Origin of the sequence: Sulfolobus islandicus Y.N.15.51, from assembly GCF_000022485.1 — an archaeon.
GTDB lineage: Archaea > Thermoproteota > Thermoprotei_A > Sulfolobales > Sulfolobaceae > Saccharolobus > Saccharolobus islandicus.
In genome coordinates, this window is record NC_012623.1 from 1,330,587 (window position 1) to 1,353,247 (window position 22,661).

At 34.2% G+C, this 22,661-nt stretch carries 26 protein-coding genes; 19 read left to right on the forward strand and 7 right to left on the reverse strand.

The features are described 5' to 3' along the window. Positions 1 to 36 precede the first annotated feature (36 nt). Genes YN1551_RS07465 through YN1551_RS07500 form a run of 8 tightly spaced genes read left to right on the forward strand, consistent with a single transcriptional unit; the run spans position 37 to position 7,474 of the window. Positions 37 to 1,314: a TrpB-like pyridoxal phosphate-dependent enzyme gene (locus tag YN1551_RS07465; RefSeq protein ID WP_012717484.1), complete on the forward strand. Its 1,278-nt coding sequence runs from the start codon at positions 37 to 39 to the stop codon at positions 1,312 to 1,314. Next, entirely contained in the window at positions 1,307 to 2,038 is a 732-nt protein-coding gene (gene trpA / locus YN1551_RS07470; RefSeq protein ID WP_012713681.1) for a tryptophan synthase subunit alpha, read from the forward strand. Before YN1551_RS07465 ends, trpA begins: the two co-directional genes overlap by 8 nt. After that, positions 2,025 to 3,062, forward strand: a complete 1,038-nt coding sequence (gene trpD, locus YN1551_RS07475; protein WP_012717485.1) for an anthranilate phosphoribosyltransferase — start codon at positions 2,025 to 2,027, stop codon at positions 3,060 to 3,062. Before trpA ends, trpD begins: the two co-directional genes overlap by 14 nt. Further along, the gene (trpF, locus tag YN1551_RS07480) at positions 3,055 to 3,669 is read left to right on the forward strand and encodes a phosphoribosylanthranilate isomerase (protein ID WP_012713679.1); all 615 of its coding nucleotides are present in this window, start codon (positions 3,055 to 3,057) and stop codon (positions 3,667 to 3,669) included. Before trpD ends, trpF begins: the two co-directional genes overlap by 8 nt. Then, complete coding sequence (locus YN1551_RS07485; protein ID WP_012711333.1) at positions 3,647 to 4,912, forward strand: anthranilate synthase component I; 1,266 nt, start codon at positions 3,647 to 3,649, stop codon at positions 4,910 to 4,912. Before trpF ends, YN1551_RS07485 begins: the two co-directional genes overlap by 23 nt. Continuing rightward, positions 4,913 to 5,500: an anthranilate synthase component II gene (locus YN1551_RS07490; RefSeq protein ID WP_012717486.1), complete on the forward strand. Its 588-nt coding sequence runs from the start codon at positions 4,913 to 4,915 to the stop codon at positions 5,498 to 5,500. It begins immediately after the preceding gene. Positions 5,501 to 5,503: 3 nt separating this feature from the next. Beyond that, entirely contained in the window at positions 5,504 to 6,250 is a 747-nt protein-coding gene (trpC, locus tag YN1551_RS07495; RefSeq protein WP_012717487.1) for an indole-3-glycerol phosphate synthase TrpC, read from the forward strand. An 18-nt stretch (positions 6,251 to 6,268) separates the two neighbouring features. Beyond that, positions 6,269 to 7,474: a pyridoxal phosphate-dependent aminotransferase gene (locus tag YN1551_RS07500; protein WP_012713677.1), complete on the forward strand. Its 1,206-nt coding sequence runs from the start codon at positions 6,269 to 6,271 to the stop codon at positions 7,472 to 7,474. Positions 7,475 to 7,487: 13 nt separating this feature from the next. Here the strand turns inward: YN1551_RS07500 and YN1551_RS07505 are convergent, their stop codons facing one another. Beyond that, positions 7,488 to 10,016, reverse strand: a complete 2,529-nt coding sequence (locus tag YN1551_RS07505; RefSeq protein WP_012717488.1) for a valine--tRNA ligase — start codon at positions 10,014 to 10,016, stop codon at positions 7,488 to 7,490. On the opposite strand from YN1551_RS07505, the gene YN1551_RS07510 reads away from it, so the two are divergent. From YN1551_RS07510 to YN1551_RS07520, 3 genes are read left to right on the forward strand one after another with little or no spacing between them, the layout of a single operon-like run. Next, positions 10,004 to 10,984, forward strand: a complete 981-nt coding sequence (locus YN1551_RS07510; protein ID WP_012717489.1) for a geranylgeranyl reductase family protein — start codon at positions 10,004 to 10,006, stop codon at positions 10,982 to 10,984. The two genes, YN1551_RS07505 and YN1551_RS07510, sit on opposite strands and share 13 nt — an antisense overlap. After that, positions 10,959 to 11,348: a hypothetical protein gene (locus YN1551_RS07515; protein ID WP_012711327.1), complete on the forward strand. Its 390-nt coding sequence runs from the start codon at positions 10,959 to 10,961 to the stop codon at positions 11,346 to 11,348. The genes YN1551_RS07510 and YN1551_RS07515 overlap by 26 nt, the downstream gene beginning before the upstream one ends. Before the next feature lie 4 nt (positions 11,349 to 11,352). Then, entirely contained in the window at positions 11,353 to 11,667 is a 315-nt protein-coding gene (locus YN1551_RS07520; protein WP_012711326.1) for a hypothetical protein, read from the forward strand. Here the strand turns inward: YN1551_RS07520 and YN1551_RS07525 are convergent. Then, complete coding sequence (locus tag YN1551_RS07525; protein ID WP_012716150.1) at positions 11,628 to 11,942, reverse strand: hypothetical protein; 315 nt, start codon at positions 11,940 to 11,942, stop codon at positions 11,628 to 11,630. The genes YN1551_RS07520 and YN1551_RS07525 overlap by 40 nt on opposite strands. Further along, positions 11,939 to 12,157, reverse strand: coding sequence for a hypothetical protein (locus YN1551_RS07530; protein ID WP_012711324.1), 219 nt, complete (start codon positions 12,155 to 12,157; stop codon positions 11,939 to 11,941). The genes YN1551_RS07525 and YN1551_RS07530 overlap by 4 nt, the downstream gene beginning before the upstream one ends. Positions 12,158 to 12,266: 109 nt before the next feature. On the opposite strand from YN1551_RS07530, the gene YN1551_RS07535 reads away from it, so the two are divergent. The 6 genes from YN1551_RS07535 to YN1551_RS07560 all read left to right on the forward strand — a co-directional run bounded on the left by YN1551_RS07535 (position 12,267) and on the right by YN1551_RS07560 (position 17,962). Further along, entirely contained in the window at positions 12,267 to 12,788 is a 522-nt protein-coding gene (locus YN1551_RS07535) for a hypothetical protein (RefSeq protein WP_012717490.1), read from the forward strand. Continuing rightward, positions 12,730 to 13,353: an N-glycosylase/DNA lyase gene (locus YN1551_RS07540; protein WP_012717491.1), complete on the forward strand. Its 624-nt coding sequence runs from the start codon at positions 12,730 to 12,732 to the stop codon at positions 13,351 to 13,353. Before YN1551_RS07535 ends, YN1551_RS07540 begins: the two co-directional genes overlap by 59 nt. 201 nt (positions 13,354 to 13,554) lie before the next feature. Then, the gene (locus YN1551_RS07545) at positions 13,555 to 14,526 is read left to right on the forward strand and encodes an NAD(P)-dependent oxidoreductase (protein WP_012717492.1); all 972 of its coding nucleotides are present in this window, start codon (positions 13,555 to 13,557) and stop codon (positions 14,524 to 14,526) included. Next, positions 14,523 to 15,644 carry an aminotransferase class V-fold PLP-dependent enzyme gene (locus tag YN1551_RS07550; protein WP_012717493.1) on the forward strand — a complete coding sequence of 374 codons (1,122 nt, stop codon included), beginning with the start codon at positions 14,523 to 14,525 and terminating at the stop codon, positions 15,642 to 15,644. The genes YN1551_RS07545 and YN1551_RS07550 overlap by 4 nt, the downstream gene beginning before the upstream one ends. Positions 15,645 to 15,659: 15 nt before the next feature. Beyond that, the gene (locus tag YN1551_RS07555; protein ID WP_012713673.1) at positions 15,660 to 15,923 is read left to right on the forward strand and encodes a DNA-directed RNA polymerase subunit K; all 264 of its coding nucleotides are present in this window, start codon (positions 15,660 to 15,662) and stop codon (positions 15,921 to 15,923) included. A gap of 5 nt (positions 15,924 to 15,928) precedes the next feature. After that, on the forward strand, positions 15,929 to 17,962 hold the full coding sequence (locus YN1551_RS07560; RefSeq protein WP_012717494.1) for a DNA topoisomerase I: 2,034 nt from the start codon (positions 15,929 to 15,931) through the stop codon (positions 17,960 to 17,962). Positions 17,963 to 17,987: 25 nt separating this feature from the next. On the opposite strand, the gene cdvC is transcribed toward YN1551_RS07560, so the two are convergent. From cdvC to cdvA, 3 genes are read right to left on the reverse strand one after another with little or no spacing between them, the layout of a single operon-like run. Further along, positions 17,988 to 19,106: a cell division protein CdvC gene (cdvC, locus tag YN1551_RS07565; RefSeq protein ID WP_012717495.1), complete on the reverse strand. Its 1,119-nt coding sequence runs from the start codon at positions 19,104 to 19,106 to the stop codon at positions 17,988 to 17,990. A 15-nt stretch (positions 19,107 to 19,121) separates the two neighbouring features. Continuing rightward, positions 19,122 to 19,901 carry a cell division protein CdvB gene (gene cdvB, locus YN1551_RS07570; protein WP_012711316.1) on the reverse strand — a complete coding sequence of 260 codons (780 nt, stop codon included), beginning with the start codon at positions 19,899 to 19,901 and terminating at the stop codon, positions 19,122 to 19,124. Positions 19,902 to 19,919: 18 nt separating this feature from the next. After that, a complete protein-coding gene (cdvA, locus tag YN1551_RS07575) occupies positions 19,920 to 20,717 on the reverse strand; it encodes a cell division protein CdvA (RefSeq protein WP_012717496.1) in 798 nt (265 codons plus the stop codon). Positions 20,718 to 20,813: 96 nt separating this feature from the next. Between cdvA and YN1551_RS07580 the strand changes: the two genes are divergently transcribed. Next, on the forward strand, positions 20,814 to 21,065 hold the full coding sequence (locus YN1551_RS07580; protein ID WP_012711314.1) for a hypothetical protein: 252 nt from the start codon (positions 20,814 to 20,816) through the stop codon (positions 21,063 to 21,065). Here YN1551_RS07580 and eno read toward each other — a convergent pair. Next, the gene (gene eno, locus YN1551_RS07585; protein ID WP_012717497.1) at positions 21,062 to 22,321 is read right to left on the reverse strand and encodes a phosphopyruvate hydratase; all 1,260 of its coding nucleotides are present in this window, start codon (positions 22,319 to 22,321) and stop codon (positions 21,062 to 21,064) included. The two genes, YN1551_RS07580 and eno, sit on opposite strands and share 4 nt — an antisense overlap. A 29-nt stretch (positions 22,322 to 22,350) precedes the next feature. On the opposite strand from eno, the gene YN1551_RS17450 reads away from it, so the two are divergent. Next, the gene (locus YN1551_RS17450) at positions 22,351 to 22,659 is read left to right on the forward strand and encodes a hypothetical protein (RefSeq protein ID WP_012713670.1); all 309 of its coding nucleotides are present in this window, start codon (positions 22,351 to 22,353) and stop codon (positions 22,657 to 22,659) included. The last annotated feature ends 2 nt before the right edge of the window (positions 22,660 to 22,661 follow it).

Below are 22,661 nucleotides of genomic sequence, written 5' to 3' on the forward strand. Positions count from 1 at the left end.
AAACGTTTATAATCTATCGGTGCTTCTGATGTACCAATGGTAAAAGAAGACGAGATTTTGCCTAAGTACTGGTACAATATAATTCCCGATCTGCCTAAACCCTTGCCTCCTCCAAGGGATCCACAAGGGGTAGATTTCTCGAGAATTGATTTATTAAGAAGTATACTACCTAAGGAGGTATTAAGGCAACAATTCACAATAGAAAGATACATAAAGATCCCTGAGGAAGTAAGAGATAGATATTTATCGATAGGAAGACCAACACCATTATTTAGAGCTAAAAGATTAGAGGAGTACTTAAAGACACCAGCAAGAATCTACTTTAAATATGAAGGCGCTACACCTACTGGATCTCATAAGATAAATACAGCAATTCCTCAAGCATATTTCGCAAAAGAAGAGGGAATTGATCACGTAGTTACTGAAACTGGAGCAGGTCAATGGGGAACTGCAGTAGCACTTGCAGCTAGTATGTATAATATGAAAAGTACTATCTTCATGGTAAAGGTAAGTTATGAACAAAAACCGATGAGAAGGAGCATAATGCAATTATATGGGGCTAATGTTTATGCAAGCCCCACAAACTTAACTGAATACGGTAAGAAGATGTTAGAGACAAATCCACAGCATCCTGGATCACTAGGTATAGCAATGAGTGAGGCAATAGAGTATGCTCTTAAGAACGAATTTAGATATTTAGTAGGTAGCGTTTTAGATGTAGTACTTTTGCATCAAAGCGTTATTGGTCAAGAGACTATTACCCAATTGGATTTGTTAGGAGAAGACGCTGATATTCTAATTGGATGCGTAGGAGGTGGGAGCAATTTTGGTGGTTTTACATATCCCTTTATCGGAAACAAGAAAGGCAAACGCTACATTGCAGTAAGTTCTGCAGAAATTCCAAAGTTTAGTAAAGGTGAATATAAGTACGATTTTCCAGACTCTGCTGGATTATTACCTTTAGTGAAAATGATAACTTTAGGTAAAGATTACGTTCCTCCGCCAATATATGCAGGCGGGTTAAGATATCATGGTGTAGCACCAACATTAAGTTTGTTAGCAAAGGAGGGTATTGTGGAATGGAGAGAATATAATGAAAGGGAGATTTTCGACGCCGCTAAGATATTTATGGAGAATCAAGGTATTGTACCAGCTCCAGAATCAGCCCATGCAATAAAGGCAGTGGTCGATGAAGCTATAGAAGCTAGGAAGAATAATGAGCGAAAAGTCATCGTCTTTAATCTAAGTGGACATGGATTGTTGGATCTATCAAATTACGAATCCATGATGAAAAGGTTGAATGGAAATGGGTAAACTGCTTGTCGTTTATATGACGTTAGGTTATCCTAATGTTCAAAGTTTCAAGGATTTTATTATTGGGGCAGTTGAAAATGGAGCTGACATATTAGAGCTTGGAATTCCCCCTAAATATGCCAAGTACGATGGTCCAGTTATAAGGAAGAGTTATGATAAAGTTAAAGGGCTAGATATTTGGCCTTTAATAACAGATATTAGGAAAGATGTCAGTGTTCCTATAATTGCACTTACTTACTTAGAGGATTGGATTGATCAACTAGATAATTTTCTAAATATGATGAGAGATGTCAAACTGGATGGAGTTCTATTTCCAGATTTACTTATTGATTATATAGATGATTTGGATAAATTTGACGGAATAATAAAAAATAAAGGATTAAAAAATGTTATTTTTACATCTCCTTCAGTACCAGATCTTCTAATCCACAAAGTCTCTAAGATTAGCGATTTATTCTTATATTATGGTGTTAGACCAACTACTGGCGTACCTATACCAGTATCAGTTAAGCAGTTGATTAATAGAGTTAGAAATCTAGTTGAGAATAAGCTAATAGTGGGATTTGGCCTATCAAGTGAGTCAGATTTAAGAGATACCTTAAGTTCTGGTGCCGACGGAATAGCAATTGGAACTGCTTTCATAGAAGAAATTGAAAAGAATGGCGTAAAATCAGCAATAAATTTAGTTAAAAAATTTAGGGTGATATTAGATGAATATAAATGATATTCTTAAAAAACTCATAAATAAATCAGATTTGGAAATTGATGAGGCTGAAGAATTAGCTAAGGCTATAATTAGAGGTGAAGTTCCAGAGATTTTAGTATCAGCAATTTTAGTAGCACTAAGAATGAAAGGTGAAAGTAAAAATGAAATAGTAGGTTTTGCCAGGGCAATGAGAGAATTAGCAATCAAAATAGACGTACCCAACGCAATAGACACAGCTGGTACAGGTGGCGACGGATTAGGAACAGTAAACGTTAGTACCGCATCTGCAATCCTATTGAGTTTAATTAATCCAGTTGCCAAACACGGTAATAGGGCAGTAAGTGGTAAAAGTGGTAGTGCTGATGTTCTTGAAGCTTTAGGCTATAATATTATAGTTCCACCAGAAAGAGCAAAAGAATTAATCCACAAAACGAATTTCGTTTTCCTCTTCGCACAATACTATCATCCTGCAATGAAGAACGTTGCCAATGTGAGAAAAACTTTAGGGATTAGAACTATTTTCAATATTCTAGGTCCATTGACTAATCCAGCCAATGCGAAGTATCAGTTAATGGGAGTGTTTTCTAAAGATCATTTGGATTTATTGTCAAAAAGCGCGTATGAATTAGATTTCAATAAAGTAATTTTAGTACATGGAGAGCCAGGCATAGATGAGGTAAGTCCGATAGGAAAAACTTTTATGAAGATAGTAAGTAAGCGCGGTATAGAAGAAGTCAAGTTTGACGTAACTGATTTCGGTATATCATCAATTCCAATAGATAAGTTAATAGTAAATTCTGCTGAGGATTCAGCAATAAAAATAGTTAGGGCATTTCTAGGGAAAGATGAACATGTAGCTGAATTCATTAAGATAAACACCGCAGTTGCGCTTTTTGCATTAGATAAAGTGAGCAATTTTAAGGAAGGCTATGAGTACGCTAAGTATTTAATAGAAAATTCCGTAAATAAATTAAATGAGATAATCTCACTTAATGGAGATCTAACTAAACTGAAAACGATAATGGTGAAGAGTAGTGGTTAAACTAAAGATATGCGGTAACGCAACGTTATCAGATATCATAGAGCTCTCAAAACTTAGTGTAGATTATATAGGAATAATAACTGACGCCATAAGTCAAAGATTCGTAAAGAGCGAGTTCTTAACATTTGTTAGGAGATATACTGAAAAACCGATAGTTAATGTGAAAGTCAATATTTTAATGAGTGAAATGGAAAAAGAATTATCAATATCAGATTATTTACAGATACATAGAGTATTAGACGATTTGGAATTAGAATTGCTTAAATCGTACGATTTTAGAAAAAGAATTATATTATATGTACCAGCGTCCTTCGAGTATAAGAAATACCTAGAGAAGGCTATGGATACTGTGGATATGGTATTAATAGATTCCGTAAAGAAAGGCGTAGGCGTCGATTATAACGTTGCATCGAGTTTCCTTAAGGATTACCCTCACCTAGGTGTAGGTGGAAAAATAAGTATAGATAATATTTCTAACTTTATCGATCTAAATCCTGCTTGGCTTGATATTTCCAGTAGTATAGAGATTTATCCTGGCAAAAAAGATATTAATATAGTGAAAAAAATAGTTGAGATGGTAAAATATGGAAGTTCATCCGATAAATGAATTTGCCTCTCCATTTGAGGTATTTAAGTGCATAGAGAGGGACTTTAAAGTAGCTGGATTACTAGAGAGCATAGGTGGCCCTCAATATAAGGCGAGATATAGTGTGATAGCTTGGTCAACTAATGGGTATCTGAAAATTCATGATGATCCGGTAAATATTCTTAATAGTTATTTGAAAGATTTGAAATTAGTAGATATACCGGGTTTGTTTAAAGGAGGTATGATAGGTTACATAAGCTATGATGCAGTAAGATTTTGGGAGAAAATAAGAGACTTAAAGCCAGCAGCTGAAGATTGGCCTTATGCGGAATTCTTTATTCCAGACAATATCATAATCTACGATCATAATGAGGGCAAAGTATACGTTAATGCCGATTTAAGCTCTGTAGGCGGATGTGGGGATATGGGGGAGTTTAGAATAAGCTTTTATGACGAGTCTCTTAATAAGAACAACTATGAGAAGATTGTTTCTGAATCGCTAGAGTATATAAGATCGGGTTACATATTTCAGGTCGTATTATCTAGATTTTATAGATATTTATTTAGTGGGGATCCATTAAGAATATATTATAATCTCAGAAGAATAAATCCCTCTCCTTACATGTTCTATCTTAAATTTGATGAAAAATACTTAATAGGATCCAGCCCCGAATTACTTTTCAGAGTTCAAGATAATATTGTCGAAACCTATCCCATAGCTGGCACTAGACCTAGGGGGTCTGATCAAGAAGAAGACCTTAAATTGGAATTGGAATTGATGAACTCAGAAAAGGATAAGGCTGAGCACTTAATGTTAGTTGATTTGGCTAGAAATGATCTAGGTAAAGTATGTGTCCCCGGAACTGTGAGAGTACCAGAATTAATGTATGTAGAGAAGTATAGTCATGTCCAACATATAGTATCAAAAGTGATTGGGACTTTAAAGAAGAAGTATAATGCATTAAACGTTTTATCAGCTACTTTCCCAGCGGGTACAGTGAGCGGAGCACCAAAACCAATGGCAATGAATATAATTGAAACGTTAGAGGAGTACAAAAGAGGTCCCTATGCTGGTGCTGTAGGCTTTATCTCAGCTGATGGTAACGCAGAGTTCGCAATAGCCATAAGAACTGCATTTCTAAACAAAGAATTGTTACGAATACATGCTGGTGCTGGTATAGTATATGACTCTAATCCAGAATCTGAATATTTCGAAACTGAACATAAACTAAAAGCACTAAAAACAGCAATAGGGGTGAGTTAAATGGATCTAACCTTGATAATAGATAATTATGATAGTTTTGTTTATAATATAGCTCAAATAGTGGGAGAATTAGGGACTTATCCAATAGTTATCAGAAATGACGAAATAAGTATAAAAGGAATAGAGAGAATAGACCCAGATAGGATTATAATTTCACCAGGACCAGGGACACCAGAAAAACGAGAAGATATAGGAGTGTCATTGGATGTTATCAAATATCTAGGCAAAAAAACTCCAATACTAGGAGTTTGTCTAGGTCATCAAGCTATAGGTTATGCATTTGGAGCTAAGATAAGAAGAGCTAGAAAAGTATTTCATGGAAAAATAAGTAACATAATTATAGTAAACGACTCTCCACTTCCACTATATTACGGCATTGCTAAGGAGTTTAAAGCTACCAGATATCATAGTCTTGTTGTGGACGAGGTTCATAGACCTCTAATTGTCGATGCAATATCCGCTGAGGATAATGAGATAATGGCAATACATCATGAAGACTACCCAATATACGGTGTTCAATTTCATCCAGAGAGTGTTGGAACCTCATTGGGATATAAGATACTTTATAATTTCTTGAATAGAGTATAACATATGCCACGTTATCTTAAAGGATGGCTTAAAGACGTCGTACAATTATCTTTAAGAAGGCCCTCGTTTAGGACTTCAAGACAAAGACCGATTATTTCCTTAAATAAAAGAATTTTGGAATTTAATGTGCGCAATGTCACAGCTATAATAGCTGAATATAAGCGCAAATCTCCCTCTGGATTCGATGTTGAAAGAGATCCGATAGAATATGCAAAGTTCATGGAAAAGTATGCAGTAGGTCTTAGCGTACTAACTGAGGAAAAGTACTTTAATGGTTCATATGAAATTTTGAGAAAGATAGCCAGTTCAGTTTCAATCCCCATATTAATGAAGGATTTTATTGTCAAGGAATCACAAATTGATGATGCGTATAACTTAGGTGCAGATACTGTATTGCTAATAGTCAAAATACTTACTGAAAGAGAATTAGAGAGTTTAATGGAATATACCAGAAGTTATGGTATGGAACCATTGGTAGAGATTAATGACGAGAAGGATTTAGAAATAGCACTAAGGATAGGGGCCAAGTTTATAGGAGTTAATTCAAGAGATCTAGAAACCCTTGAGATAAATAAGGAGAATCAGAGAAAGCTTCTATCAATGATACCATCAGATGTAATAAAGGTGGCAGAAAGTGGAATTTCTGAGAGGAATGAAATAGAGGAATTGAGAAAATTAGGTGTTAATGCTTTCCTAATTGGATCCTCACTAATGCAAAACCCAGAAAAGATTAAAGAATTTATACTATAACGTTCTTCATATACACTTGTGGTCTCACTACTAGACTTCAACGAAAATATGTCGCAAGTTACTGGAGAGACTACTTTATTGTATAAGGAAATTGCTAGAAATGTGGAGAAGACTAAGAAGATTAAAATTATCGATTTTGGGATAGGACAGCCGGATTTACCTACATTTAAACGTATAAGGGATGCTGCAAAAGAGGCTCTAGATCAAGGCTTCACTTTCTACACTTCAGCATTCGGTATTGATGAATTAAGGGAAAAAATAGCTCAATACCTTAATACTAGATATGGTGCTGACGTAAGGAAGGAGGAAGTGATAGTCACACCTGGTGCTAAGCCTGCGCTTTTCCTAGTCTTTATACTATACATTAATCCCGGCGACGAGGTAATACTTCCAGATCCCTCCTTCTACTCTTACGCTGAGGTTGTTAAGTTACTCGGAGGAAAACCAATATATACTAATTTAAAGTGGAGTAAAGAAGGATTCTCAATAGATGTAGATGATCTACAGTCTAAAATATCAAAAAGAACCAAAATGATAGTATTCAATAATCCTCATAATCCGACTGGTACTCTATTTTCTCCTAATGACGTTAAGAAAATTGTAGATATAAGTAGGGATAATAAAATTATCTTATTATCCGATGAAATTTATGATAATTTTGTGTATGAAGGTAAGATGAGAAGTACTCTTGAAGACTCGGATTGGAGAGATTTCTTGATTTACGTTAATGGATTTAGTAAGACTTTCTCAATGACTGGATGGAGATTAGGTTATATTGTAGCGAAGCGCGAAATTATCCAGAAAATGGGAGTTTTGGCTGCTAACATATACACTGCCCCTACAAGTTTTGTACAAAAAGCTGCCGTAAAAGCCTTTGATACTTTCGACGAGGTCAACGAAATGGTGAAGCTATTTAAGAAGAGAAGAGACGTAATGTATGATCAGCTTATTAAGGTTAAAGGAATTGAAGTATCTAAACCAAATGGAGCATTCTATATGTTCCCAAATGCTGGTAAGTTACTAAAAATAAGTGGGCTCGACGTCAAGTCATTTGCAATAAGGCTAATTGAAGAAAAAGGTGTAGTCACAATACCTGGTGAAGTCTTTCCATTAAATATAGGTAAGGAATTTTTAAGACTAAGTTTTGCCGTAAACGAAGAAGTTATTAGAGAGGGTGTACAAAAAATTAGAGAGTTTGCAGAACAGATGATGAATTCCCGATAGTAAGATTGATGAGCTAAACTCCCATGGTCTGATTAGCAAGTTTAATTTCCACTTTTTCTTCAGTTGATTCTACTAGTTCAAGGTTAGTTATCTTTAGCGTCTTCATTATGTCCTCTTTTACCTCATTAATTAACTCAATAAATTGTCTATTTGCATATAATTTTACGCTAACTGGGGCATTCATTGATAATCTATTCTTAATCTTCTCTGATCTTATTAGAGAGTTTGTTTTCTTTATTACTTCCCCAAGTTCTCCTACTCTTTTATCCTCTTCGATATCATCCACTTTAGGCAATTCTTCTAGGAGAATACTCTTCTTATAACCAAATAACCTAGAATAGATTTCCTCTGTTATATGGGGTGCAATAGGATGTAGTAATATAATTATATCTCTTATTATCCTTTGTATAGTATATTTTGCAGACTTATCGTCTTCGAATAATCTATGTTTTATCATTTCTAAATATTCATCAGCTATGATCTCCCAGAAATAGCTATAGAGTTCTTGAAGTACCAAGTAAAAGTCGTAGTTCTTATATGCGTTTATTGCCTTCATTACAAATTTCTTATGTTCTTGTAAAATCCATTTATCTACTATATGTAGGCTTTCAGGTTTATCAAGTCTTTGATTCGCTATGAAGGGGTACACTAATCTACTCGCATTCCATAATTTCTGCAATAACATTCTTTTTCCCTTCACTATATCCCATTTAAATGGAAAATCATCGCCGATGCTTGCATCAAGAAGTGCCATTCTAATCGCATCTGCTCCAAATTCATCAACTCTATCCAATGGCGATACTACATTTCCCTTGCTTTTACTCATTCTAGTTCCATCTGGACCAAGGACTTGACCATGAATAAGGACTGTGGTAAAAGGTATATTATTAGCTAACATTAAAGTTCTAAAGAAGGTATAGAATAGCCAAGTCCTAATTATATCAGTACCTTGAAGTCTTAGTGATGCTGGAAAAGTTTTGTTGAAAACGTTTTTATCTTCATAGAACTTGGTTAGGAAAAGAACTGTTACGCTAGAATCAATCCACACGTCTGCGACATCGGTAACTGGTTTAAGATGTAATCCACACAATTGACATTTCTCTGATGGTGGGTTAGTTTTGATAGGATCTATTGGTAAATCTTTTTCTCTAGCGGGTGTTAAATGCCCATTTTCGCAGTACCAGAATGGCAATGGAGTACCATAAATTCTTTGCCTAGTTATATTCCAATCCCACTCTATACTCTTTATCCAATCCTCAAGATAATAGGACATTCTAGCTGGCTTAAATTTCATCTTTTTGTATTCTTCTAGCAATTTTTGTTTCTTATCTAGAACTTTAATGTATATTTGCTTTTTAACTAAGAATTCTACTGGAGACAGACAATCACTTCTCTCAACATGCGACAGTACATTATGTTTTATTTTCTCTACTTTTACGAGATACCCTTTAGTCTTTAGGATTTCAATCATTTTATTTCTTGCTTGTTCAATTTTCAACTCATCAAGTATACCATTTGTATTTATCATCCTTCCTTTTTCGTCCACTATAACCCTTGTCGGTAAGTTGTATTTCAATTGCCACTTTATATCTTGGGGATCACCATAGGTACTTATCATTACTGCTCCAGTTCCGAATTCCTTCTCCACGTCTGAGTCAGATATTATTTTTACCTCAATATTAAACACTGGTACTATTGCAATTTTTCCTACGAAACTCTTATATCTCTCATCATTTGGATTTACTGCCACAGCTTGAGTTGCAGCTAGTAGTTCTGGCCTAGTTGTAGCTATAATTATTTCTCCTCCTTCCTTTAATGGGAACTTTATATAAGCAAGAATTCCATCTTTCTCTAAGTAACCTACTTCACTTTGTGCTAAAGCAGTCTCACATTTAGGGCACCAAATTACTGGTCCTTCTCTCATTTCTATTAAATTCGTTTTATACATGTCAATGAGACTTTTTTGAATAATCTTTCTGTATTTTGGTTCATAGGTCTTGTATTCAAACCTTTCCCATTCTGGTCTATATCCTAGTCTAATCATTGCTTCTTTCATTTTCTTAATCATATCCTCTGTCCATTCTATACATTTTTGGAGAAATAGTTGCCTATTATCTTTTGGAATTCCTAACCTGTATTGTACTTTTAGTTCAGTTGGTAAACCTTGTGTATCCCATCCCTGAGGTAATAATACATTATATCCTTCTAATCTCTTAAACCTACCCATAGTATCAGCTATTGTAACCCAATATGCATGTCCCATATGAAGTTCTCCACTGGTAAAAGGAGGAGGAGTATCAATAACAAATCTCGGTGATTTATCATCCTCATCTCTGAATCTAAATACGTCCCTCCAATATTCTTCACTTAACCATATCTTTTGCCATTTTTCCTCGATTTCCTTAGGATTATAATGTTTTGGCCATTCTTCCATCTTCTTTAAAATCTCATCTTGGTTTAACAATAACTGACCACCTATACAGACGATTTTATATAAATATAAATTCGAATAGCTTATAAAATTTCGTAATGAGAATCGCAATTCTGGGAGGAGGAGTAGCAGGTTCTACTTTGGCATACTTACTTTCAAGAATTAGTAATGAAGTTACAATCTTTGATATTAACCAATACTACGTTAAACCATGTGGAGATATAGTCCCAAACGTTTATACACCCCCCTTTAATTGGAATGAAACGTTTGGTATAAAGAGGTTCTCCTTCTATATAGATGGGGAAAAAATTTACGATGTTGAATATAGGCATACTAAGTGGCTGGTTATAGATAAGTGGAAATGGATAAATGATATGCGAAAGAGTTCAAAAATAATAGTGACTCATGATCTTAATATTAAAGACTTTGATTACGTAATAGATAGTAGAGGGCCTTATCCAATGGATAGAGAGGTAGTTTATACTACTAGAGCCATAATAGAGACTGAGGAGTTTGACGATGAGGCCATATTGGAATTCGACACTCATTATACAGGTTTTTATTGGATATTTCCTAGCGGGGAAAATGAATATAATATCGGAGCTGGTTTTTTGGAATATAAGAATTCAAAGGAATTACTTTATTATTATTTGAGGAAGAAATTTAAGAATTTCGAAGTTAAGGATGTTAGAGGAGCTCCTATTAGTATTGGGAGTGTTAAAAATAAGAAGTTAAGGATAGGTGAGGCAAGAGGGCTTGTCTTCCCACTAAGCGGTGAAGGGATAAGGCCATCAGCTATTTCAGCTGAGTACACTTTTGAGGCTATATATAAAGAAAAAGATCTGGATGAGTTTCTTAACGATAAGCTCAGTATTATAGAGAAAAGAATTAAAATTCAGAAAATGCTACTAGATCTATATAGATATTCTAGTTTAAGTTTAAGAAAGACTTTTATGAGAATATTCTTTAAGAACGATGTTCTCATAGATACATATTTAGAAGATAAGATAGATTTGAATGGAATAATCGAATCCTTAAAGAGTGTGAGAGGGAATGGAAGTATTGTTAGAAAATTCTAGGAGCAGGAAAAATAAGCATGTATTAAGAACCTTCCTATTTAAAGTAGACGTAAATGGTGTAATACAGCAGATAGAATTGCCTGGGAAAGTAGTAAGACCTACATATAAGGTAGGTGAAGCAAAGATTGTAAATATTCCAAATAAAGGCACATACGTTTATCTTTTCCTTCTAAGGAATCTATACGGGCGTGTAATAGGTAGGATAATTGTAATTAATGATGGGAAAATCGTATTAGTAATGAAGTATAGGAAGTTAAAGTTAAAGCTAATAGATGGTGATGATAAATACGTAACAATTGTAAAAAGAATTTCCGAGCAACTTAAAATTCCGGTCAAGAAAATAAATATTAACAAGAAGAAGTGAGAAAATGTTTGAAGTGAGATTCAAGATTTTAGCCGAAGATCCTTTTAGAATAAAGTACTTGTCACAATCCATTAATGATGTATTTAAAGATCTATGTGAACCGGTAAAAATAGGAGCATCGTATATTTGTGCTCCGAATCAAGATACCCTCCTCTTGATCTATTTTAGTTCTCAGCTTTCAAAAGATATGAATGCGTCACTTAAAATAATGTCAAATAATGCGACGTATGTTGCTGAGATCATGAAAGAAGTTAATAATAGGTTAAGATCACAAGGTTTTTATATAACAATTTCGGAAACCTCTACTACTTCGTTATAGAGATTTAGGAGTAACTCCTCATTTATATTCTTATTATTAACCTCTACTATTGCATTACAAATGTAAGATGAGATTTTAGTTTTGCATATTATTAGCTTTCTCAATATTCCATTCTTTATTTCTTTATTTACATCCATATATACTAATCTTTCTTCATCTTCTGCATGTTTTCTTCTCTTTATTTCTTTATTTACATCCATATATACTACTACTATTTCATTCTCATAGATTACAGAAAAATTTAGACCATATATATTATAGTGTGTTACTGTCATAAAATCGGTACCAACTCAGTCCCACAATATGGGCACTTCCCCTTTAATCCTCTCTTATCTGCTTCGCAGAAGTATGCTGAATATTTCTTTTCACACTTAGGGCATTTGTAGATAATATCTGTCCCTATTACTAGTTTCCTATTACATATCCTACAATATACTGTTAACCATCCTAGATGCCCATATGCATTTGAGCCTCTATTTTTAATACTCATCTTATACCCACTACCACTTCATGCAAATTAACTTAAATTTTTATTCTCGACGTTATACCTTTGTCTACTTTAAAAGACTTTATAGTCTAAGAAGAGGTGTATTTATTAGATGAACTTAGCATCGTATTATAAGCTAGAACCTTTAAAAATTAACGATGTTGTTTTGCTTTATGCTTTACGCAGAACCAAAGAAGCTGAAATCATAGATGGAATTCGTGATTTGGAATCAATAATGCCGGATGAGGCTAATGATGTTGTAATAATTGAGGGAAGTAATGAGAAATATATCAATGGCAGATTTAATTTAGACTTTCAATTCTCTCGCCCATTAAATGTTATTTCCATAGGTGTTCCTCAATTTGCAAATGGAGATCAAGTTCAGATTACAAGAATTGATGTAAATATGAGCGATGTTATTGGTGGAGTTTTGGTTAAAAGAGATTTACCATTTATAGTATTCTTTACTCATAATGGTACTAAAATAATATCAATGTCAGATATTAATCCACCTATTCCTGAAAAGAAAGATAGTGTAAAGAGGGCTAAAAAGAAGAAAAAGAGGAGTAAAAAGCGTGCTAAGAAGTCTAGTTCAAAATCCAAGAGTAAGAGCAAGAGTTCTGGAAAGAGTTGACGAATTTAGGTTAAATAATTTATCAAATGAGGAAGTGTGGTTTAGGGAACTCACATTATGTTTGCTAACTGCTAACTCATCTTTCATTTCGGCTTATCAGGCCCTAAACTGTTTGGGAGACAAAATCTACTACGCTAATGAAGAAGTAATCAGAAGTATTCTTAAATCATGTAAATATAGATTTTATAATTTAAAGGCAAAATATATTATTATGGCTAGGGAGAAGGTATATGGAAAGTTAAAAGAGGAGATAACGCCTTTAGCTGATAGTGATCAACAATTGGCTAGGGAGAAGTTATTAAACATAAAAGGAATAGGGATGAAAGAAGCTAGTCACTTTCTTAGGAATGTTGGTTATTTCGATCTGGCAATTATAGACAGACATCTTATAGATTTTATGAGGAGAATAGGTGCGATAGGAGAAATTAACGTTAAACATTTATCAAAAAGTCGCTATATATCTTTGGAGAGTGTTTTGAAAAGCATCGCTTTAAATTTAAATATAAGTGTAGGTATATTGGATTTGTTTATATGGTATAAGGAGACTAATACTATAGTTAAGTAGCAATAAAAAATATAAACCAGTAGTTGTAGTTTGATATGAATCATAATGCAAAACCCTAGTATGCTGAAAAGGGAGTTCGAATTTACTCAACTTTTAAGAAAATTAGATCTTATTATTATTTTATTCTCCTCATTTTTCTCAAGCTCATTCTCATCATCATGTTAAACTAAATCATATTCTTGAAAATTTCAGGTGGTATGTATGGAAACTATACAGGGTATAAACTCTATAAACAAATTAGATTTCAAAGTATTAATAACTGATCCAGTAGATCACTACATGATAAAAACTTTACAAAACAATGGATTAATAGTTGACTATAAACCTGAAATTTCAAGAGAGGAATTACTAAAGATAATAGACCAGTATCAGGTTTTAGTAGTAAGAAGCAGAACTAAGGTAGATAAGGAGATAATCCGTTATGGGACTAATCTTAAGATTATAGCCAGAGCCGGGATAGGGCTAGACAATATAGATACAGAAGAGGCATCCAAGAGAAATATAAAAATAGTATATGCAGCAGGGGCTTCTACAGATTCTGCAGCAGAACTAACTATAGGATTACTTCTTACAGCAGCTAGAAAACTATATGATTCCATGAATATGGCAAAGGGTGGCATATTCAAGAAAATAGAGGGAATTGAGTTAGCAGGTAAGACTATAGGTGTTATAGGATTCGGTCGAATTGGTACCAAAGTAGCTAAGGTATGTAAGGCATTAGATATGAACGTAATTGCGTATGATGTTATCGATATAAAAGAAAAGGCGAATATGCTTGGAGTCAAGGTAGCTGAAAGTTTAGACGAATTGTTAAAGAACTCAGACGTAATAACCTTTCACGTTACAGTAGGTAAAGACGCTAAACCAATCCTTAATAAAGATACATTTAATTACGTCAAAGATAATACAATCATAATCAACACCAGTAGAGCCGTAGTAATAGATGGTAAGGCATTACTAGAATATATTGATAAAAAGCAACTAACTTATGCTACAGACGTTTTGTGGAACGAACCTCCTAAAGAAGATTGGGAGATTAAATTATTGAGACATGAGAGAGTGATAGTAACTACTCACATTGGTGCTCAAACTAAAGAAGCACAGTATAGAGTAGCAGTAGTCACAACAGATAATCTCATCACTTCTTTAAAAGAAATCGGTGTTCTCAAATGATGCTAATTCCCGGTCCAGTCAATGTTCCTTATAGTGTTCTACAAGCTTCTCTTCATTTAGTGAATCATAGATCAGAGAAATTTAGAGAAACTGTGAAAACATTAGAGTTTCTGATGAATAAACATTTTGGATCTACTCGTGTTGCACTATTAAGTGGCTCCGGTACCTTAGCTGTAGAATCTATGGTCTATTCAATGGTAAAAAGAGAGGAGAAAGTATTAACATTCCCTTATGGTGAGTTCGGACACAGATTAAAAGAATCGTTAGTTAGACGTGGAGCAAAGGTAATTAGTTACGAGAAAAAAATAGGGGAATCCTTTACACTTGAGGAAATAAAAAAGGCTATTGAGGAAAATAAAGACGCTACTACAGTAGCGTTAGTTCATAATGAGACTAGCACGGGTATAGCATTTAGAGACCTTCAAAAGATAGCTGATGTTGTAAAAAGTGCAGGATTAAAGCTTCTTATTGATTCAGTATCAGGGTTTGCTGCCTATCCGCTATATGTTAATCAGTGGAAAATTGATTGTGCAGTAACTGGCAGCCAGAAAGCTTTAGCAAGCATACCTGGGGTAGGATTCGCTGCGTTGTCTGATGAGGGCATGAATGAATTGGTAGAATCCGATTTACCTAGTTATCTAGATTTATCACTTCATTTAAAGTTTCAAGATAAAGGAGAGACACCATTTACTCCTACGGTAGGAGCATTTTTTGCTTCTAGAAGGGCTGCTGAATTACTGGATAAAGAAGGAATAGAAAATAGATGGAAGAGGCATGAAGCTTGTGCAAGGTATTTAAGGCGAGTAATGTCGACGATGGGATTTAAATTGTTAGGCAATGATGCTAATTTCTCCAACACGGTAGTTGCAGCGTTTCCTCCTATTCCTTTAGATACATTTATGTCAGAGCTAAAGAAGAGAAATATTGAGATTACTAAGGGTATGGGTGAATTAAGGGATAGAATAGTAAGAATAGGGATTTTAGGTGTAGTTGATGATAGAGCAATTAGAAGATTAGTTAATAGTATAAGTGAAATAATTAAAAAGAATGTTGAGTTTGAAATTCCAAAAGAATGTGAGTTGCCGGAAGAGTTAAAAGTTGAAGTTTTATGGGATTAGAGAGGGGATGGAATTTTGTCCCAGGATTTACGTTTTAATGAAGTTTTTGTTTCTCTATGGCAGAATAAACTAACTAGATACGAGATTGCCAGAGTAATAAGTGCTAGAGCATTACAACTAGCCATGGGTGCACCAGCCTTAATTGATATAAATAACATAAGTTTGACTGATGTTATTAGTATAGCTGAGGAGGAGTTTAAGAGAGGAGTTCTTCCAATAACTATTAGGAGAAGATTACCAAATGGAAAAATAATTTTATTATCTCTTAGAAAGAGTTAAATAAGATGAATTTATGTAATGTAAACAACTATTACCTTATAATTGCAGAAAAGTCAAAAGCAGCTAAAAAAATTGCTGAAGCTCTTTCAGAGAAACCTATTTTATGTAGAAAATACAACGTTAACTATTGGATAATAAAAGATCATGATAACAATAAATATGTTATTGTCCCTGCGGCAGGACATCTTTTTGGGTTACAAGGGAAGAGTGGTTTCCCTGTATATGATGTCGACTGGAAACCTTTATGGGAGATTGATAAGAATAGTTATTACACAAAAAGGTACTATCAACTTATCTCGTCTCTTAGCAAGTACGCTTTAGGCTTTATCAATGCATGTGATTACGACATAGAAGGTTCTGTAATTGGCTATTTAATAATCAAATATCTGGGTGATACTAAGAAGGCTAAACGAATGAAATTTTCAGCGCTGACTAAAAGTGACATATTATTGGCATTTAGAAATGTGTCTACATTAGATTACGATATGATAAACGCTGGAGTAGCTAGGCATAAAATTGACTGGTTATGGGGAATTAATGTTAGTAGAGCTCTTATGATTTCTTTACAAGATTTCGCAAAGAAAAGAGTGATATTAAGTGCGGGCAGGGTTCAAAGCCCAACTCTCGTCCAAGTTGTCAGCTCGGAAATTGAAAGAAACCTATTTATTCCATTACCTAAATTCACTGTTTCAGTTATTGTAAAAATTAAAGATTATTCACTGAATATTAAGATAAATAAAGAATTCGAAAAACTTGCTGAAGCAAACGAATTTTTGAATAGATTAATAAATAAAACCGTAAAAGTTACGCAAGTTGAAAATAAGATTAGAATATTAGAAAGACCTCCTCCATTTAATCTCACTGATCTCCAAGTAGAAGCTGGCAGAATATATGGTATATCTCCATATAACGTAGAACGTATAGCAGAAGATCTTTATTTGGACGGATTAATAAGTTACCCAAGAACTAATAGTCAAAAAATACCTTCAACTATTAATATTTACAATATAATCAAAGGTTTGGAGAATAGTTCGTATAGAAAGCTAGTTAATTTAGTGAGGAAAATTACAGGAGGGAAATATATAGTTAGGCAAGGCGTTAAGGACGACCCCGCACATCCCGCAATTCACCCTACTGGCGAATCTCCTAAAAATTTACCTAATAACAAATTCAAGATATATGACCTAATAGCAAGAAGATTTTTGGCTTCAGTATCTGCCGATGCTAAACTATCAAACACTATTTACACCTTGAAAGTGGCTGATTTTCCCTTAGAGTTCTCAGTCTCATATACAAAAATACCAGAGAGAAATTGGCTAGATATATATCACTTTCATAATGTAAGAGAAGATAATCCAATACTTCTCTCAAAAGGTGATGAGGGTATAATTTCAGATGGAAAAGTAAATATTAGTTTAAGTAAACCCACTTCTAGATATACAAAGGTTTCATTACTTAAATGGATGGAATCTTCTGACTTAGGTACAGAGGCTACTAGAGGAAGAATAATTGAGATCCTAGTGAAGAGGAGATATTTGACTAGTAACGGGCGCTATATAGTCCCGACAAAATTAGGTTTCTATATTGCTGAGCTATTAAACAAATTTTTCCCGGATATAGTTGATGTTAGAATGACTGCAGATATGGAAAATAAATTAGAAATGATAAAGACTGGCAAAATTTTAGAAAGCGAGGTTATTAAAGAAAATATAGAAAAATTAAATAAATTTATAGAGGAATATAAGGCAAATAAAGATAGAGTAGGAGAGTCCTTAGCTAAAGCTTTAGGCCTCATAAAAATTGTAAAGTGTAAATTTTGTGATCTGGAGCAGTATAAGGATGGATTATGTAAATATCACTATGAAGCCAAAACTAAGCTTTTAGATGCTGTGAGAATTTGGGAGGAAAGGACAAAATACGATCATAAAAAGATTTTAAAGAGAATCAGTAGTAGTAAATCAACGGGTAAATACGTAAAAGATATAGTAACTTACATGCTTAACATGAATGATGAAAGTCATGCCAATCTGAAAAGATGAGGTAAACTCTGGGGTAACTGAGTTCCTATAATGCCTTAAACTTCTCTGTCCACGCCTCATAAGCCTTTATTAATTCTGGATTAACACTTGGCATTCTGACTTTTAATATATCCTTAAAGTCCTGGAGTGTAATTGTTCTTGGTTCACCTAAATTATTCTTAAACATTTCTTTGACAACTTTTATATGTGCAGCTTGAACTATATCCCTAATATCGCTCGCCGTGTATCCTTCAGTTAATTTGGTTAACTCTTCTAGGCTTACCTCAGTATCCAATTTAATCTTCGAAGTATAATATTTGAATAGCGATAATCGTTGTTCATAATCAGGTAATGGTACATATATTCTTTTTTGAAATCTTCTTAAGAAGGCTTCATCTAACCTCCAAGGCTTATTTGTAGCACCTATAACATATACTTTATAGTTTTCTGATTTGTCCAAAAGCCCATCCATTTCCTTCAGAAATTGATTTCTTACTCTTGCTTCTCCTCCTACCTCAGTAGAGTAAACTCCTAGCAATGCGTCTAGCTCATCTATAAATATTATAGTAGGCTTGTTTTGCTTTTTAGACTCTTCCCTAGCCATTTTGAATACATTTGCTACATTTTTTTCAGCTTCTCCTAACCACTTTGACATTACTGACGCAGCATCTAGTTGTATGAAAATGGAGTCTATCTCATTTGCTACTGCTGCAGCTATCATAGTTTTACCACAACCTGGAGGACCATATAGCAAAATTCCTCTTGGCCAGCCTAAGGGGAATAAATCTGGTCTCTTAGTTGGGTATATTATTGCTTCTCTTAATGCCTCCTTCACATCATCTAAACCAACTATATCTTTAAACGAGACCTTTGGTTTCTCGGTAACTACCACTTCCTCAGGTGTAGTTGTACCATCTCCTCCACCATCACTAGAGGCTGGCAAGACTTTTTCCAGATAACTTATTCTTTTCTTGTACTCATTAATCATCTGCTCATACGCAGTTCTCGCTACTGATTCTGGATAAAGGACTATGATCTGGCTCAAAACCTCTATGGCTTTCTTATAATACGTTATTGCATCCTCTACCTTACCCTCCTTATCAGCTTTTACTGCAAGGATAGCATATTTTCTAGCCATATCTTCTAGCATTACTTGAGCACTCATCTACATAACCCCCTATTAACTCTCTACCGCTATTAACCCCTTACTCTTTAACACTTCAAGAAGCTTTACTACTTCCTGTTTTTCAACACCATATACTTTGCTAAAGTGCTCTATATCTAAGAAGCCACCATTATTTACTATGTAATCCAATAGTTCCCTTTCAGTGATCTTTCTTACCGCGGGTCTAGATTGCGACACTCTTGACGATTGCTCTATTGGTGGGTGTGGTAAATCTGGCAATAGTTCCCTAACTTTTACTTCAGCCATTTTTTGTGCTTCATCCAAAATTTGTCTAGCTTGCTCATCTACTACCGCAGGAACTACTCCTCTATCATTTATTGCACCCGTTTCTACTGCTATGCCATTTACACTGCTTATGATAGAGTCTAAGGCTATTGCAACTTCTGGAGCAATCCCTTTTATTTGATCCTTCAAATCTCCCAATATTTTAGCAACGGGATATAATACCAAAGAAACGCCTTGCAGCTCTTGTACGGTATCTAGTTTTAGTCTAACTTTCTCAATAGCTAAGAATGCTGTATAAATTACCTTTATTATTCTTCTAATATCAGCTATTTCTTGAGCATATATTTTAGCTTTTGCATCATCCCCTTCTACTTGTGCCCTTACTACTTTCTCAAATAATTCCTTATCTCTATCCTTTAACCTTCTTATGGCTTCTTCTAATCTGGTTTGTTGATCTTTTAATTTTAGTGATATCTCAGTGAGTATCTTACCTAGTTGAGCCTTTCGCCTCTTCTCATTGTTAAAAATAAATGGTAACTTATCAAACATTCTAACTCACTAGTTTAGTTAAAGAGTATTTATTACCTTTACCGGTATTGGCAATGGTATTTCCGATTTGGACTGATCGCTCTTTGCCTCACCTTGTTGTGAGGTAGACAAGGAGCCTAAAGGCTTAAGTTCTATAGATTCTTTATCCAACGAGTCTAATCTATCTAAAGTTTTTCTAATATCATCTCTTTCTAATGTATAACTATCCTTCGACTGCCTCAGAACTTCCATTGAACCTTTATACGCATTTTCTGGAATCTCAGATGAGATATAACTCATCTTTAGTGAGATCACCGCTTTATCTATATGAGCTAATTGATCTTCTATATCATTAAGTCTCGATTTTAATTTTCCTTTTAACTTGTTCTGGTCGTCCTTTACCTTTAACATCTCCGTATCAAGTTTCCTTTTCATGTCATCATAATCGCTTTTAGGAATCTCTTGTTTATTGTATAATTCCTCTAACGCTCTCTGCCTTTTTCTAATTTTTTCCATTAGGCTTAATATTCTTATTGCTTCTGCTTTCCAATCTGGGAGAATTAATATACTATCTCCATCTAATTTTATCCTTTCTGGTCCCATAGTCAAGATAGAAGAACCTTGAGTTACCTCAATCCCAGTTATACTTCCATCTATCTCGCTGTATACGTGAATTAGGTATCCGAACTCCCTTCCATAAATGTCTTTAACCTTTTGTCCAATAAATTTCGTTAGTACTTCGTACGATACGGGCATGGTAATACTCCTCAAAAATATTTGGTCTTTTAAGTAATACTTATAAAGATTGGGGCTCTTCAGACAGCGGAGACTCGTCATCTAATAGGAGCTTTTAACCTTCATCATCAACAGGGAATATTATGTGACGAAGCTTAAAAAGCATAGTGAACATTAATTATTATTTCGAATAGAGTTATGTCAACTCAAGCTCTTAGTAATATATCCTCGCAGCTTTCTCATCTAGTAGGCAACCTGAACATAGAGCCAATAAGCTATATACTAGTTCTTATAGGCTTCGCTCTTTTGCTTATTATTATAATAGGTGGTATAATTTATGGTTTAACGAAGGCAGCTAGAGCAGTGCCATCAATGTCAACTAAGGAGTTCATATTGTTCTTACTAGGAATAGCAATTTTCCTTGTAGTGTTAGGGATATTATTGCCTTAAAGATAAAAATATTTTCCTCCATATTCCAATCCAAATTTATTTTCTATTTCTAACAGTTTATTATATTTGCTAGTTCTTTCTCCTCTTGCTGGTGCACCAGTCTTTATGAAATCTGATTCAATTCCCACTGCAAATTCTGCTATGAAATTGTCTTCCGTCTCTCCACTTCTATGACTAGTTACTAACTTTATTGAGTTCCTTCTAGCAAGATTAGTAAATTCAAATGTTTCAGATATTGTACCGACTTGATTAGGCTTAACTACAACACCTTTAGTTGATCTCTTTTCTATACCTATTTTTAGATATTTTATATTCGTAGTATATAGGTCGTCTCCGATGACGATTGTTGAATTTAGTTTATTTTGTAGTTCACCGAACATATCAAAAGAATTCTCTTCGAATGGATCTTCTAAGTACACTATGGGATATTCTTTAGCTAAGTCGAGGTAAAATTCAAGTAATTGAGTGGGATTCAATTCTTTGCCATCTATTATATATTTCTCTTTCTTAGGATCGTAGAAATCACTTGCTGCAGGGTCCATTCCCATATATATTTTTCCTTGATAGCCTGCGTTATTTATTGAAGTATATATCAGATCTAAGGCCTCTCTAGTCTCTTCTAAAGGTGGAGAGAATCCTCCTTCATCTCCAACTGCTGTGTAAATTTTACCATATCTCTCTGATATTAGCCCTTTTAGATTTCTATATACTTCTATGGCAGCGAAAAAAGCTTCTTTAAAAGTATTAAACTTAATTGGTAATATGATAAATTCTTGTATTTTTAGCTTATTTCCAGCATGTAAGCCGCCATTTATTATATTGAGTAAAGGTATTGGGATTTTAGGTAATCGAGGCCCAGCTATGTATTTAAAAACCTCTAGGCCCAAGGCCTTAGAAGCTGTTTTTAATGCAGCTATGGATGTTGCAATTATTGTGTTTCCTCCTAATTTAGACTTATTCTCAGTGGAGTCTATATCTATTAGTATTTTGTCGATTATACCTTGTTCTCTTACATCGATTCCGTGTAACGCAGGATCTATTATGTAATTTGCAATATCCACGGCTCTCTTCACCGTAAGCCCATTTTCATCCCTGACTTCGATTGCCTCTCTTGTTCCTTTAGAAGCTCCTGCTGGCGCATCCCCAAAGGATTCAACACCGTCATTAGTTCTTACAAAAACTCTTATGGTGGGATTGCCCCTAGAATCTATGATTTCTAATCCCTTAACCTTCTCTATGGAAAAACGGTTAATCATATTTACTGAAGCGAATTAGTAATAATTAAATGTTAACTCCTAGCATGGCCTCGATAGTGTTTTTAGCATATGGTTTACTTTCCCTCATTTTCTCTAGATTTTTAAAAGATAAAATAAGTAACGAACGACTATTTCTAGTTGCATGGTCTTTAGCACCTCATCTGGTAGGTTTAACATACTCATCTTCTGTTTTAATTACACTGCTGGTTTTGATGTCTTTATGCATTAATTTATTTATTGTTTATAAAGGGAAGTTTAGAATTATATACTCAGGAGTTACGTTCTTATTTATGGCAGTAATTATACAGATATTTATTAATCCTTTAACTGGATTATAGAA